The following is a 16,329-nucleotide window of genomic DNA, read 5'->3' as shown; positions in this document are numbered from 1 at the left end:
TGTGTTCAAGTTTATCCAAGATGTACGTCATCAAAATATTCTTTCAGTTTTTCGGTTTAAAATGCGGAAATTATGGAATTTCTATGCGAACAATGGCTTGTGCCATCACAACTAATCTCTAATTCTGTTTTTTTCTAACAGTATGCCAGGGGAGTAAAAGTTATGATAGATACCTAGCTATTGGGCTCTTACTTACATTTTAATCGCTTTCAACAAACGATTAGGGGCTACTGCTAATCTCTAGCTCCTCTCACAGAACCGTACGTGTCGTTCGGCACACGGAGGTCCAACCTAACTGTTATCGAGAGTACATAGACTACTACATCTCTCATTCCACAGAGGCGCTTCTATTGTTGCTGTTCTCGGTTTATGAACAATAGCCATTATTGACATTTTCAGTTCGCCATCTTTTCAGACTACCAAACAGGTAACACCAATTTGAGTCAGCCTTGGGACTCGCTATCGGGTTCACCGGTGGTGGGTACCTATGGATGACTTTCAACTCATACTCAGTTAATTTCAAAAAATAACTTTTTTTGAAATTTTCAAGCTCACTTCGTTCGCTCTAAACTGCAGAATCTTCTTTTGCTATTTGATACATCGTATTATTTTTTGATTTTGGATGAGTATCAGATGTACGGCATACCTATCGCACTCAAAAAAGAGAAGACCAATTTGGCCCTCTCTAATTGTTCGTTCTAAATTCCCCATTACAGTTGACAAATAGCTAATTTTATTTTCTACAAATAAGATAAGTACGTTATCTTATTGTATCAAAAGACTATCTTTTATCTTTTTTTCGCTTAGCCACTAGACTTGCCCCAAAGAGAAGTCCTAGACCTGCTAAAAGACCATTATTAGTTTTCTCACCTGTATTTGGAAGGTGCTTAGCTGATTCTGAAGCGGTATGAGACTGGCTTGCTGAAGCACTCATACTACTTGAGACACTCATTGAGCTTGAAACGCTTGCTGATGCTGACTGGCTCGCACTCATTGAGCTTGAAGCTGATACAGACACACTGCCCAAACCTGAGATAGATTCTGAAGTTGAAACCGACAAGGAATCTGATTGTGAAACAACATCAGATACTGACGTGCTTAAGCTGCTTGAAGCTGATTCTGACAATGATTTATTCGTTGTACGTGAGGTTGATTCTGATACAGACACAGACGTTGATTCTGAATCACGTGTTGAACCACTCATTGATCCTGACTCACTTACTGACGTTGAAACGGATTCACGTGATGAATTGCTCATTGACAAGCTATCGCTATCAATATCAGGATTGTTTGACAATGATAGTGATGCTGAAAGTGAATCTGAAACAGATGTTGAAGCACTTGTTGATTGACTATCACGTACTGAATCTGACATTGATTCTGATGTCGATACTGACATTGACTTAGATTCTGAAGCGCTTGTTGAAGCTGACTTAGATTCTGAAGCTGAATTACTCAAGCTGTCACGTGCTGAATCTGAAGCGCTTGTTGAATCACTTAAACGATCAGACTCTGAAACAGAGGCGCTCATTGATGATGAAATGAACTCTGACAAGGAGTTTGAAACAGATTCTGAACTTGAATCATCAATGTGAGAATTGGAAACAATATCTGACAGACTCGTTGAGAAACTATCTGACGTTGAAACGGATTCTGAAACTGAGTTTGACGTGACTTTTGAAACAGACTCTGAAGCACTTGCACTCATGCTGTCTGACTCAGTTGAATTTGAAGTTGACATTGAGTCCGACAATGACGCAGAGATTGATTCTGAATCATCTGTTGACTTACGTACCGAAATAGATTCTGAAGCACTGATTGACTCTGACGTTGAGATACTCATTGAACGTGAATCTGATTCAGACGCTGAGTCTGATTGTGAACGTGCTGTTGAAATTGACTCACTCACACTGATTGAAGTACTTGTTGACTCAGAAACTGACACTGAAGCACTCAAGGAATCTGACGCTGATACTGACGTACTTGTTGACTCAGAAACTGAAGCACTCAAGGAATCTGACGCTGATACTGAAGTACTTGTTGACTCAGAAACTGAAGCACTCAAGGAATCTGAAGCTGAGACTGACGTGCTTGTTGACTCAGAGGATGAGACTGAAGTACTTAATGAATCTGACGTTGAAACTGACGTGCTTGTTGATTCAGATACGGAAACTGAAACACTCAAGGAATCTGAAGCTGAGACTGAAGTACTTGTTGACTCAGAAACCGACACTGAAGCACTCAAGGAGTCTGACGTTGAAACTGACGTGCTTGTTGACTCAGATACGGAAACTGATGCGCTCAAGGAATCTGACGTTGACACTGAAGTACTTGTTGATTCAGATACGGAAACTGAGGTACTTAGTGAATCTGAAGCTGAGACTGACGTACTTGTTGACTCTGATACTGAGACCGAGGTACTTGCTGACTCAGAAGTTGAAACTGACGTACTTGCTGACTCAGAAGTTGAAACTGACGTACTTGCTGACTCAGATACGGAAACTGAAGCACTCAAGGAATCAGAGGATGAGACTGACGTACTTGTTGAGTCTGATACTGAGACCGAGGTACTTGCTGACTCAGAAGTTGAAACTGACGTACTTGCTGACTCAGATACGGAAACTGAAGCACTCAAGGAGTCTGAAGTTGAAACTGACATGCTTGCTGACTCAGATACGGAAGCACTTAATGAGTCTGAAGCTGATACTGAAGTGCTTGTTGACTCCGATACTGACACTGAAGCACTCAAGGAATCTGAAGCTGAGACTGACGTACTTGTTGACTCAGATACTGAAACTGAAGCACTCAAGGAATCTGAAGCTGAGACTGAAGTACTTGCTGAGTCTGATACGGAAACTGAAGCACTCAAGGAATCTGAAGCTGAGACTGAAGTACTTGTTGACTCAGATACGGAAACTGAAGCACTCAAGGAATCTGATGATGAAACTGACGTACTTGTTGACTCAGATACGGAAACTGAAGCACTCAAGGAGTCTGACGTTGAAACTGACATGCTTGCTGACTCAGATACTGAAACTGATGCGCTCAAGGAATCTGACGTTGACACTGAAGTACTTGTTGAGTCTGATACTGAGACCGAGGTACTTGCTGACTCAGATACGGAAACTGAAGCACTTAATGAGTCTGAAGCTGATACTGAAGTACTTGTTGATTCAGATACGGAAACTGAAGCACTCAATGAGTCTGAAGCTGATACTGAAGTACTTGCTGACTCAGAAACCGACACTGAAGCACTCAAGGAGTCTGACGTTGAAACTGACGTACTTGTTGACTCAGAAACTGACACTGAAGCACTCAAGGAGTCTGACGTTGAAACTGACATGCTTGCTGACTCAGATACGGAAACTGAAGCACTCAAGGAATCTGACGTTGAAACTGACGTACTTGTTGACTCGGATACTGAGACTGAAGCACTCAAGGAATCTGACGTTGAAACTGAAGTACTTGTTGAGTCTGATACTGAGACCGAGGTACTTGCTGACTCAGATACGGAAACTGAAGCACTTAATGAGTCTGAAGCTGAGACTGACGTACTTGTTGAGTCTGATACTGAGACTGAAGCACTCAAGGAATCTGAAGCTGAGACTGACGTACTTGTTGAGTCTGATACGGAAACTGAAACACTCAAGGAATCTGAAGCTGAGACTGAAGTACTTGTTGACTCAGAAACCGACACTGAAGCACTCAAGGAATCTGACGTTGAAACTGACGTACTTGTTGACTCGGATACTGAGACTGAAGCACTCAAGGAATCTGACGTTGAAACTGAAATACTTGTTGAGTCTGATACTGAGACCGAGGTACTTGCTGACTCAGATACGGAAACTGAAGCACTTAATGAGTCTGAAGCTGAGACTGAAGTACTTGTTGAGTCTGATACGGAAACTGAAACACTCAAGGAATCTGAAGCTGATACTGACGTACTTGTTGACTCAGATACTGAAACTGATGCGCTCAAGGAATCTGAGGATGAAACTGACGTGCTTGTTGACTCAGATACTGACACTGAAGCACTCAAGGAATCTGAAGCTGATACTGACGTACTTGTTGAGTCTGATACTGACACTGAAGCACTCAAGGAATCTGACGTTGACACTGAAGTACTTGTTGACTCAGAAACTGAAGCACTCAAGGAATCTGAAGCTGATACTGACGTACTTGTTGACTCAGATACAGAAACTGAAGCACTCAAGGAATCTGAAGCTGATACTGAAGTACTTGTTGAGTCTGATACTGACACTGAAGCACTCAAGGAATCTGAGGATGAGACTGACGTACTTGTTGACTCAGATACGGAAACTGATGCGCTCAAGGAATCTGACGTTGAAACTGAAGTACTTGTTGACTCGGATACGGAAACTGATGCGCTCAAGGAGTCTGAGGCTGACACTGACGTACTTAGTGAATCTGAGGATGAAACGGATGTACTTGTTGACTCTGATACTGAGACTGACGCACTCAATGAGTCTGAGGCTGACACTGATGTACTTGTTGACTCTGAGGCTGAGACTGATGCACTTAGTGAATCTGACGTTGACATTGAAGTACTTAATGATTCAGATGATGAAACTGAGGTACTTAGTGAATCTGAGGATGAGACTGACGTACTTGTTGACTCTGATACTGACACTGAAGCACTCAAGGAATCTGAAGCTGATACTGAAGTGCTTGTTGACTCAGAAACTGACACTGAAGCACTCAAGGAATCTGACGCTGATACTGAAGTACTTGTTGATTCAGATACGGAAACTGAAGCACTTAAGGAATCTGAAGCTGAAACTGACGTACTTGTTGACTCAGATACGGAAACTGAAGCACTTAAGGAATCAGAGGATGAGACTGACGTACTTGTTGAGTCTGATACTGAGACCGAGGTACTTGCTGACTCAGAAGTTGAAACTGACGTACTTGCTGACTCAGATACGGAAACTGAAGCACTTAATGAGTCTGAAGCTGAGACTGACGTACTTGTTGAGTCTGATACTGAGACTGAATTACTCAAGGAATCTGAAGCTGAGACTGAAGTGCTTGTTGACTCAGATACGGAAACTGAAGCACTCAAGGAATCAGACGCTGAGACTGACGTACTTGTTGACTCAGAAACTGACACTGAAGCACTCAAGGAATCTGAAGCTGAGACTGACGTACTTGTTGACTCAGATACGGAAACTGAAGCACTTAATGAGTCTGAAGCTGATACTGAAGTACTTGTTGATTCAGAAACCGACACTGAAGCACTCAAGGAGTCTGACGCTGATACTGAAGTGCTTGTTGACTCAGAAACTGACACTGAAGCACTCAAGGAATCTGAAGCTGATACTGAAGTGCTTGTTGACTCAGAAACTGACACTGAAGCACTCAAGGAATCAGACGCTGATACTGACGTACTTGTTGACTCAGAAACTGACACTGAAGCACTCAAGGAATCTGAAGCTGAGACTGACGTACTTGTTGATTCAGATACGGAAACTAATGCGCTCAAGGAATCTGACGCTGAAACTGACGTGCTTGTTGACTCAGAAACTGAAACTGAAGTACTTGCTGACTCAGATACGGAAACTGAAGCACTTAATGAGTCTGAAGCTGAGACTGAAGTACTTGCTGACTCAGATACGGAAACTGAAGCACTTAATGAGTCTGAAGCTGATACTGAAGTACTTGTTGACTCAGATACGGAAACTGAAGCACTCAAGGAATCAGACGCTGAAACTGAAGTACTTGTTGACTCAGATACGGAAACTGAAGCACTCAAGGAATCTGAAGCTGATACTGACGTACTTGTTGACTCAGAAACTGACACTGAAGCACTTAATGAATCTGACGTTGAAACTGACGTACTTGTTGACTCAGAAACTGACACTGAAGCACTCAAGGAATCTGACGTTGAAACTGAAGTACTTGTTGAGTCTGATACTGAGACCGAGGTACTTGCTGACTCAGATACTGAAACTGAAGCACTCAAGGAGTCTGAAGCTGATACTGACGTACTTGTTGACTCAGAAACCGACACTGAAGCACTCAAGGAATCAGACGCTGAAACTGAAGTACTTGTTGACTCAGATACGGAAACTGAAGCACTCAAGGAATCTGAAGCTGATACTGAAGTACTTGTTGACTCAGAAACTGACACTGAAGCGCTCAAGGAGTCAGAGGATGAGACTGACGTACTTGTTGATTCAGATACGGAAACTGATGCGCTCAAGGAGTCTGAAGCTGATACTGATGCGCTCAAGGAATCTGACGTTGAAACTGAAGTACTTGTTGAGTCTGATACTGAGACCGAGGTACTTGCTGACTCAGAAGTTGAAACTGAAGTACTTGCTGACTCAGATACGGAAACTGAAGTACTTGTTGACTCAGATACGGAAACTGAAGCACTCAAGGAATCTGAAGCTGATACTGACGTACTTGTTGACTCAGATGATGAAACTGATGCGCTCAAGGAATCTGAAGCTGATACTGAAGTACTTGTTGACTCAGATACGGAAGCTGAAGCACTTAATGAGTCTGAAGCTGAGACTGAAGTACTTGTTGACTCAGATACGGAAACTGAAGCACTTAATGAGTCTGACGCTGATACTGAAGTACTTGTTGATTCAGATACGGAAACTGAAGCACTCAAGGAATCTGACGTTGACACTGAAGTACTTGTTGAGTCTGATACTGAGACCGAGGTACTTGCTGACTCAGAAGTTGAAACTGAAGTACTTGCTGACTCAGATACGGAAACTGAAGTACTTGTTGACTCAGATACGGAAACTGAAGTACTTGTTGACTCAGATACGGAAACTGAAGCACTCAAGGAATCTGAAGCTGATACTGACGTACTTGTTGACTCAGAAACTGACACTGAAGTGCTCAAGGAGTCTGACGTTGAAACTGACGTACTTGTTGACTCAGATACTGAAGCACTCAAGGAATCTGAAGCTGAGACTGAAGTGCTTGTTGACTCGGATACGGAAACTGAAGCACTCAAGGAATCTGAAGCTGATACTGACGTACTTGTTGACTCAGATGATGAAACTGATGCGCTCAAGGAATCTGAAGCTGAGACTGAAGTACTTGTTGACTCAGATACGGAAGCTGAAGCACTTAATGAGTCTGAAGCTGATACTGAAGTACTTGTTGACTCAGATACGGAAACTGAAGCACTTAATGAGTCTGAAGCTGAGACTGAAGTACTTGTTGATTCAGATACGGAAACTGAAGCACTCAAGGAATCTGACGTTGACACTGAAGTACTTGTTGAGTCTGATACTGAGACCGAGGTACTTGCTGACTCAGATACGGAAACTGAAGCACTCAATGAGTCTGAAGCTGATACTGACGTACTTGTTGACTCAGAAACCGACACTGAAGCACTCAAGGAATCAGACGCTGAAACTGAAGTACTTGTTGACTCAGAAACCGACACTGAAGCACTCAAGGAATCTGAAGCTGATACTGAAGTACTTGTTGACTCAGAAACTGACACTGAAGCGCTCAAGGAGTCAGAGGATGAGACTGACGTACTTGCTGACTCAGATACTGAAGTGCTCAAGGAATCTGAAGCTGAGACTGACGTGCTTGTTGACTCAGATACGGAGACTGAAGCACTCAATGAGTCTGACGTTGAAACTGACGTACTTGTTGACTCAGAAACGGAAACTGAAGCACTTAATGAGTCTGAAGCTGATACTGAAGTACTTGTTGACTCAGATACGGAAACTGATGCGCTCAAGGAATCTGACGTTGACACTGAAGTACTTGTTGATTCAGATACGGAAACTGAAGCACTCAATGAGTCTGAAGCTGATACTGACGTACTTGCTGACTCAGATACGGAAACTGAAGCACTCAAGGAATCTGAAGCTGATACTGAATTACTCAAGGAATCTGACGTTGACACTGAAGTACTTGTTGATTCAGATACGGAAACTGAAGCACTCAAGGAGTCTGACGCTGATACTGAAGTACTTGTTGACTCAGATACGGAAACTGATGCGCTCAAGGAATCTGACGTTGACACTGAAGTACTTGTTGATTCAGATACGGAAACTGAAGCACTCAATGAGTCTGACGCTGATACTGACGTACTTGCTGACTCAGATACGGAAACTGATGCGCTCAAGGAATCTGACGTTGAAACTGACGTACTTGCTGACTCTGAGGCTGAAATTGAGGTACTTGTTGAGGCACTCAATGATTCACTTTCTGACTTAGCACTCGTTGACGCGCTTACGGATTCGCTTTCTGACTTCAAGCTTGTTGACGCACTTACGGATTCGCTTTCTGACTTCAAGCTTGTTGACGCGCTTACGGACTCACTTTCTGACTTCGCACTCGTTGAGGCGCTTACAGACTCACTCTCTGACTTAGCACTCGTTGACGCGCTTACAGACTCACTTTCTGACTTCGCACTCGTTGACGCACTTACGGATTCGCTTTCTGACTTCAAGCTTGTTGACGCGCTTACGGATTCACTTTCTGACTTCGCGCTCGTTGACGCGCTTACGGACTCGCTTTCTGACTTCGCGCTCGTTGACGCGCTTACGGATTCGCTTTCTGACTTCAAACTTGTTGAGGCGCTTACAGACTCACTCTCTGACTTAGCACTCGTTGACGCGCTTACAGACTCACTCTCTGACTTCAAACTTGTTGAGGCGCTTACAGACTCACTCTCTGACTTAGCACTCGTTGACGCGCTTACAGACTCACTCTCTGACTTCGCACTCGTTGACGCGCTTACAGACTCACTCTCTGACTTAACACTCGTTGACGCGCTTACGGATTCGCTTTCTGACTTAGCACTTGTTGATGCGCTTACGGATTCGCTTTCTGACTTCAAGCTTGTTGACGCACTTACGGATTCGCTTTCTGACTTCAAGCTTGTTGACGCGCTTACGGACTCACTTTCTGACTTCGCACTCGTTGATGCGCTTACAGACTCACTTTCTGACTTAGCACTCGTTGATGCGCTTACAGACTCACTCTCTGACTTAGCACTCGTTGACGCGCTTACAGACTCACTCTCTGACTTAGCACTCGTTGAGGCACTTACGGACTCGCTTTCTGACTTAGCACTCGTTGACGCGCTTACGGACTCGCTTTCTGACTTAGCACTCGTTGACGCGCTTACGGATTCGCTTTCTGACTTCAAGCTTGTTGACGCGCTTACGGACTCTGATTTAGCAATTGAGATACTCACCGATTCTGACTTGGCAGTCGATGTACTCTCTGATAATGACTTAGACGTCGAAGCGCTCACTGATTCACTGTCTGATTTCTCTGATAGTGATTTTGAAGTACTTGTTGATTTCGACGTCGATCCTTCACTAACTGACGCTGAAGTCGATACCGATGCTGACTCTGACTCGATTTTGTCAATAACATCTGCGTTAACACCATTTACTTGATAACCACCTAAAGCAGTTCCGCCATAATTAGCCACTACATACGGTGCTGATTGTGAGTTATAGCGTCCAAGTTTCTCAATCGCGCCATCCTCATAAAAGGTAGGACTTTTTGATGATCCCGCAATCATTTTAATGCCCAAGGTAGCCAAGTCCTTAACTGAACCTGAATAAGAAGTTGTGAAAGTTATTTCATGGGACGTAACTCCAGTTGATTTTGTTTTGGATACATATTCTTTTCCAGTGTTAGACCCTGAAACAACAGTTGTTGATTGACCATCAACAAGGACATTGGTTGGATCACCTAGATTAGGATCACTACTAGTATCAATATAAAGACCAGTATAGGCACCACCTGTCCTAGTATTCGTCCATGTGTTTGTTTTCAAGACATCAGTTGGGTCATAAACAACCTTCCAAGTGATCATCTTTGTAGCTGAGTCATAAACACCTGTAACACCAACAATAGTATTTAAAAGCTTATTACTATCACCACCTGACCAATAGTACTGCCGTCCCCCATTGGTAAAGTCAGCGATGGTAAAGGTCGTCTTTGTGCCTGTCGTCGATGCTCTAAAACCCGTATAGCTTCTTGGTCTTAGGACAGCATTCTCTGATTGAACGACTTTAAATGTAATCGTATCTTTGGCACTCTCTGTAACAGTTTGCGTTACAAGCGGCGCTTGACCGTCTGCCAAGACATACCCCGGTGTCTTACTTAAATCAGCTAATTCTGTAATGGTAACAGAAACCTTTTCTCCCTTGGCATTAGTTGTCTCAACAGGAATCATGTGAGCAGTTGATGCAACCACCTTGCCATTTTCATCAACGTATTGAACTTTGTAGGCGACACCTGCCATTCGTTTTTGTTCAGAAGTTGCTGAGCTTGCATCTTCAGCAAGACCTTGATCAGCTGCTTCTTCTTTAGTAGATGGTGTTGCGATCGCTGCTGCTACCAATCCTGTACTAGCTGTATCAGAAGTTGTTGCCAACATTTCAGCCGTCTCAACATCAGATGGTGCCACTGTTAACGAACTGCTACTTACATCTGTAACAACTGCTTTCGAACTCTTAGAATCAGTTGCTGCTTGTGTCTCATCTACTACCGTTTCTGAAGTAGCAAGGGCATCTACTTCTTTAAGCTCGCTTGTTTCTACAGACTTGGTTTTAGCTTCTACACCTACTACAGTAGTTTCTGCCTTTGCTTCCGCCAAAGACATGCTCTCACTGGCCGTGATTGAAGCTGAAATAGAGGTCGTAACTGATTCTGAAACAGATACTGACTTAACTACGGACAAACTTTCTGATTGACTGATCGACTGACTTTCACTCAGGGACTGTGCCTCAGATAAGGAGGTCGCTTTAGACCCAGAATCGGCAGGTGTTTCCGCATCAGTAGTCTTCTCACCAGCAGACTCTTCAACAACTTCTGTTGTCGTTGTTTCAACCATTAGAACGTCACCTTGTGTGGTAGCATCTTGACTAGAATTAGCCGCGGCTTCTGTCACATCATCAGCATGAACTGCTGTGTCTGCGAGCACTGCTCCGCCAGATACCGCTCCCGCTGCTAAAAGCAGCTTTAGAGCCGCCATGTTAGTCGTTGATAGGCTCTCTTCTGGCATGTTCTTGATGCGGACAGCAGTTGACTTGCCTCTTCCAGCTACACGAAAAAGACTGAGTTGAGACATAACTGTCTTAACCCAATTTTTCCCCGACTTGTGCATCTTAACACGGCTGCGGCGATTGACTTCGTCAAAATCTTTATTAAATTGTTTACGTTTCAAACGTTCTCTCCTAATCTAAAAGTTACTCTCTCGTTTTATAAAAGTATAAAAACGTTTCATTATTGTACCACAAACTTAATTAAAAAAACAACTACTAAAAACTAGTAATTTAATAATTCTGAATATTGTCAAATGAAGCTCGTCGCCTGAAAGAGATCTGATTGTTGTTGACCATATAGCATAGTAAAATAAAGCAGAAACTGTTTCTCTATGATGTAATACCAACATGGTATGTTCACTAGATTTTCTTAAATATGTCGATTAGCTCCATCCATATTTTGTCGCAAAGGCCTCCATAAATGATACGCTTCTCGTTTCAAGGCTTCTTTAAGATCATGACTGAGATAGCCTAAATCAGCAAGAATTACAGACTGTTGCCTACCTTCTAATAGGTCGATAACCACATTGATATCATGAACAGAGGCTGGTGTAACCAATATCAACCACCCTTTAAAAATCTTTGCACGATGATTGCGAACGATTTGGCAAAGCAGCAAAGGGAAACTGTCCACGATAGCGATAGTATCGGATACCTTGCCATTCATTGATTCTCGAATCAATTGTCTCGAACGTCGATTAAAGCGACTTCCCTCCAGTAATTGACCGTAAGGAAACAGGCGACAGAAGTTGTAGAAATGGCGCTGTGACGTAATGCCTAATTCAGCTTGTAGCAAAAGCAAAACTAATAGCGACTCGTCTGAAACGTTAGCTAGTCCAATATTACTCCGATGTTGAAACTTATCTGGGCAATATTCTCGATAAAGGCGATGACAAATGAGTGATCATTGAGGTAAACTCCATTGTAAATGATGGGATTTAGCGGTATACTTTAAGTGGCTCATGTGGACTAACCTCCTGTATGTTTTGTCACTTACAGTATAGTCCATTTGGGCTTTTTATTGTCGTTTGAGATTAGCTAGCACCACGAGTTTCCTTTTATAAAAATTCATATCTTCTCCATACGATGCAGTAGACAGTAGACTTTATTCCGAAACAAATCTACGTATTGGAGTAGGGTACAAGTGAATGCATTTTTTCTGTTATACATCCACTTGTGTCAACTCTTGGCTTTGGATATATTTCCACTTAATCTCTTTTAATTACAAAAAATAAGGCTTACTCTAAGCTACCGATACTTTTGACGATAGCCTCTGAATAAGCTTTTATTTTGTGATTTTTATTTAGCTGCTGGCGGCAACTCTTAGCATCAAAACGACCATCTCCACATGTGCCGATAGCAGGGTTCTATACTATAAAACGCAATAGCATTGGTTAAACTTTGAATCATACTGTGGAACGAATAGGATTTTCTCTTCATTAGTTCTTTAAGCTCTTTTACATATTTACCAGACATAGTCAGTCAGAATCCCCATCATGCAAGCTATTCCTTTACATCTAGTATTGCCTTGGAAATTGCTGTACTTTTTATTCATTATCCCACTATCACTTCTGTATATTGAACTATCTCCAAAAATTAGTAAATCCTGCTTTTTCTTCCATTTGAAAGACAATCATCTTCCTTATAAGATCATAATCTATAGCTTCTTTCCATTTTATACGGACAATATTGTCTGTGTGAGAGTAACCATTTTTTTCAATATCATCTTTAAACTGTTTAATAGTTGCTACTTCAGGGCTAATTGCTATGTGTTGTTTACTAACACTTAGCCCAAAGATGTATGTCCCATCATGTGTTACCATCGGCTGATTCCATTTAATGACCGGTTCTAATTCAGAAAACTCATCAAGTATCCAATACAATAACTCTGATACCTTATCTTGATGCGTATCATTATCAATACCTTTTAAATAGTCTTCAAATACATGACGTTTCATCGTGCCATTTCCTCCATTAAAATTTATTATTTTTTCGGCATCAAACCGCAAAGCCCTCACTAAGATGATACACCTAATGAGGACTTTCTGCTTGTTTTCATTGTTGTGTGGGTGAGGGAGTCATAAGGAATGTCTGTCCCAGTTTCTTTTCATTATCCCTTTCGTTCAAAGGCGTCTAGGCTTTTACGAGCAGAGCGACACACTCCACGTGATGCGTCATTGGAAATAAATCTACTGGCTGTACTTTTGTCAGTTTATAGCCTAGTTCTTCATAATGTTTGATATCACGCGCCATGGTTGCTGGATTACAAGATATATAGATGACTTTTTTGGGTGACATCTCAGCGCTTGCTCGTATGAAGCTTTCCGTCAACCCTTTACGTGGCGGGTCAACCAGAATCACAGTCGGCTGAACACCTTCTTTGGTCCATTGAGTCATGGCATTCTCAGCAGAGTTTACCACATAATGGGCATTTGTAATCCCATTTCTCTCAGCGTTCTTCTTAGCATCTTCAACAGCTGCTTCAATAACTTCGACCCCATAAACCGCCTTGACTTGTTTAGCAAATGATAAGCCAATCGTTCCAATACCTGAATAGGCGTCGATCACCACATCGTCAGCCTTTAATTCTGAATAATCAATAGCTATTTGATAGAGTTTTTCAGCCATTTCAGTATTGACCTGATAGAAGGATTGGGCAGAAATATCATAGTCGTTTCCCAGCATCTTATCTGTGATAGTCTCTTTACCATAAAGCGTTCGGAATGTTGAACCTAAAATAGCGTTGGTATTTTGATCGTTGATGTTTTGTAAAATCGATACAACACTTGGAAAGGCCTGGGTAATCTTTTCGACCATTTGCTCAATACGAAAAATCTTGGGACGTGTGGTCACCAAAACCAACATAATCTCACCGGTATAATGCCCACGACGAACAAGCAAATTTCGGATTAAACCAGTTTGTTCTTTTTCATCATAAGGTTTAATGTCAAAACGGCGTAACAAATCACGAACATAGACAATTAACTCATCTATCACCTTATCTTGAATATAAAAATCCTCGATAGGCATAAGATCGTGAGAATTTTTCCGAAAAAATCCTGTTTCCAATTGTCCATTAACGCGGCGAACAGGAACTGCTGCTTTATTACGATAGGCTAAGGGATTTTCCATACCAATAGTTTCAGCAACAGTGACATCCGAAATACCAGCTGTTTTATAGAGGTTATTGACCACTTGTTGGCGTTTGAACTTGAGTTGCTCCTCATAGACAATGTGGCCAAAATCAGCAATACCTGAACGCAAATAAGCTGCGTCAATGTCTTGATTACGCTTATCAGAATAGTTGAGGTATTCTTCAACTTTGCCAAAACCAATTTTCTTTTTTAATTTGAGAATGCGCATCTTGATCACTTCACCTGGAAGAGCATTGTCCACAAAAAAGACGAAACCATCTACCTTGGCTACCCCTTGCCCTTCGTGAGTTAAATCAAGGATTTCCACGTCTAAAATATCATTTTTTTGCATTTGTTTGACTCATTTCTAGTTTTACAGCCCTACTATTTTCAAAAAGAAAAAGAGAGACTTTCATCTCTCCATTATATCATAATTATCTAAAGCCTAGGTCTGCCAATTCTTTTTGATACTTGCCAAAATCAATAGCCAATCCCTGACCACCGTATACGTCATAATCATCTACCCAATCCCCTTGTTCTGGAATAGTCGTTTGAGCAATCGATAGTTCACCATCTACCATACTAGACAAGCCTGCTTTTAAAAGATAAGGGTAAGACACATTGGTAGACGTTAAAGCATAGATTTTTCCCAATGCTTCCGACCCCGTAAAGAGTTTCGTTGGATTCTTAATCTGACGTAATAGTTCTCGCATCACCTGTTGTTGGCGCTTGGTCCGTCCAAAATCACCATCATCATCCTTACGAAAACGCGCATAATTAAGCAAGGTTCGACCGTCCATACGCTGCTTACCTACTTTAATCGTTTGTTCAGGAACTCTCCCCTGATCATCCATCCGTAAATCATCAGGGACCTCTACTGACTTAACAGCCTCACCATCAATGGTACCAAATTTAGCATCGATAGCGACACCACTTGGAAATAAAGCATCAATCGCTTCGGCAAAGGTTTCAAAATCAACCATCATATAATATTTAACATCGAGGTCATAATTAGATTTAAGCGTTTCACGCATTAATTCAGCCCCTCGATGGTTATTTTGCTCACCTACATTAAAGGCTGTGTTTAATTTTTGATCATTAAGGTAGTCTGTTTCGCTAACATCAGGAATATTCACCAGGGTATCTCGCATGAAACTCACCATCTTGATATCCTTGTCTTTGTTACCGATATTGACAACCATGATAGTATCTGTTCGAGCGTCCTCAGCCCCTTGGGCAATACGCTTATCACTTCCTAGTATGAGAATATTAGTGCCGTCACTTGTATCCTGACCATTAAAGTATTCTTCTACTGCTGGTTGATAGCTTTTGCCACTAGGATTTGAAATGCCAGTAACACCTTTGAAAAACATAACCAACAGTATGGCGAAAATAAGCAGTAACACTAAGGCTAGAGTGACCAAAAATCGTTTAAGACATCCTTTCCTGGGGTTGTTCACAGCTTTAGATTGCTTAGCCATTTTTTGCTGTTTTACTGCTGTCCACTTCTTCGCTTGACGCGACTTTTTTGACCGACGCGGCACTGACCTATCATCAGGAAAGACTGGTAGACCTTGTTCAGTAAGACCTTCTTGATAATTAGTATCCTCATACTCATCGTAATCATTCAAATAAGGAAATGATGCTCCATCAATATCCTTCTCATCATAACCAAAGTCCTCAGAAAATGAGACGTCAGCTTGAGCAGTCTGTTTTGCACTCAACTGGCTATTTTGTTGAGTCATCAATTTCTGATAAAGGTAGTTAAATTCAGCTTTTTCTCGCTCACTCAAATAATGAATATTTTTAAAAAGGTAAGAATACCTTAACTGCTCGTGATGCGATAAGCCACGTGCATTTTTTTTTGCCATAATTAGTGTCTCATACTATTCTATCTATTCATACGAACTAAAGATTATTTCTTATTCAAAAGAAGGTTTCTCTAAAATCTTATAACTTCTATTAACACTTGTCAAGAATTCATCTAATACGCCACGACAAACGCATGAAAATCCCTAATCTATTTCTCTGGCTTCGAAGCTATGTTTGCCTTACAGTAATCGTTTTAAATACTGGTCAAAGGACAGACTAAGGACAAATTTTTTACGTCGCATGCTCAT

5 protein-coding genes and 2 pseudogenes are annotated in these 16,329 nt (G+C 41.8%); 1 reads left to right on the top strand and 6 read right to left on the bottom strand.

Annotation, left to right across the window (positions count from 1 at the left end):
- Positions 1-781: 781 nt before the first annotated feature.
- Positions 782-1,708, bottom strand: a complete 927-nt coding sequence (locus ABP870_RS08160) for an LPXTG cell wall anchor domain-containing protein (RefSeq protein WP_350014978.1) — start codon at positions 1,706-1,708, stop codon at positions 782-784.
- Between ABP870_RS08160 and ABP870_RS08155 the strand changes: the two genes are divergently transcribed.
- On the top strand, positions 1,599-9,416 hold the full coding sequence (locus ABP870_RS08155) for a hypothetical protein (RefSeq protein WP_350014956.1): 7,818 nt from the start codon (positions 1,599-1,601) through the stop codon (positions 9,414-9,416). The genes ABP870_RS08160 and ABP870_RS08155 overlap by 110 nt on opposite strands.
- Before the next feature lie 1,658 nt (positions 9,417-11,074).
- Here ABP870_RS08155 and ABP870_RS08150 read toward each other — a convergent pair.
- From ABP870_RS08150 to ABP870_RS08130, 5 genes and pseudogenes are all read right to left on the bottom strand, one after another.
- Positions 11,075-11,197: pseudogene (locus ABP870_RS08150) on the bottom strand (KxYKxGKxW signal peptide domain-containing protein); the annotation flags it as partial.
- Positions 11,198-11,451: 254 nt separating this feature from the next.
- A pseudogene (locus ABP870_RS08145) lies at positions 11,452-12,039 on the bottom strand (transposase); the annotation flags it as partial.
- Between the two features lie 619 nt (positions 12,040-12,658).
- The gene (locus ABP870_RS08140; RefSeq protein WP_350014955.1) at positions 12,659-13,033 is read right to left on the bottom strand and encodes an iron chaperone; all 375 of its coding nucleotides are present in this window, start codon (positions 13,031-13,033) and stop codon (positions 12,659-12,661) included.
- Between the two features lie 175 nt (positions 13,034-13,208).
- Positions 13,209-14,561, bottom strand: a complete 1,353-nt coding sequence (gene rlmD / locus ABP870_RS08135; RefSeq protein ID WP_350014954.1) for a 23S rRNA (uracil(1939)-C(5))-methyltransferase RlmD — start codon at positions 14,559-14,561, stop codon at positions 13,209-13,211.
- A gap of 82 nt (positions 14,562-14,643) precedes the next feature.
- Positions 14,644-16,080 carry an LCP family protein gene (locus tag ABP870_RS08130; RefSeq protein WP_350014953.1) on the bottom strand — a complete coding sequence of 479 codons (1,437 nt, stop codon included), beginning with the start codon at positions 16,078-16,080 and terminating at the stop codon, positions 14,644-14,646.
- Positions 16,081-16,329: the final 249 nt, after the last annotated feature.

The sequence above is a fragment of the Streptococcus jiangjianxini genome (assembly GCF_040225085.1).
Lineage (GTDB): Bacteria > Bacillota > Bacilli > Lactobacillales > Streptococcaceae > Streptococcus > Streptococcus jiangjianxini.
The sequence above is the reverse complement of the archived record's forward strand: the minus strand, read 5'-3'. Positions and strand labels throughout refer to the sequence as shown.

Excerpts from the sequence above, each read along its gene's own strand:
- ABP870_RS08140 (WP_350014955.1), bottom strand. The coding sequence starts at position 13,033 with ATGAAACGTCATGTATTTGAAGACTATTTAAAAGGTATTGATAATGAT.
- rlmD (WP_350014954.1), bottom strand. The coding sequence starts at position 14,561 with ATGCAAAAAAATGATATTTTAGACGTGGAAATCCTTGATTTAACTCAC.
- ABP870_RS08160 (WP_350014978.1), bottom strand. The coding sequence starts at position 1,708 with ATGAGTGCAAGTGCTTCAGAGTCTGTTTCAAAAGTCACGTCAAACTCA.
- ABP870_RS08130 (WP_350014953.1), bottom strand. The coding sequence starts at position 16,080 with ATGGCAAAAAAAAATGCACGTGGCTTATCGCATCACGAGCAGTTAAGG.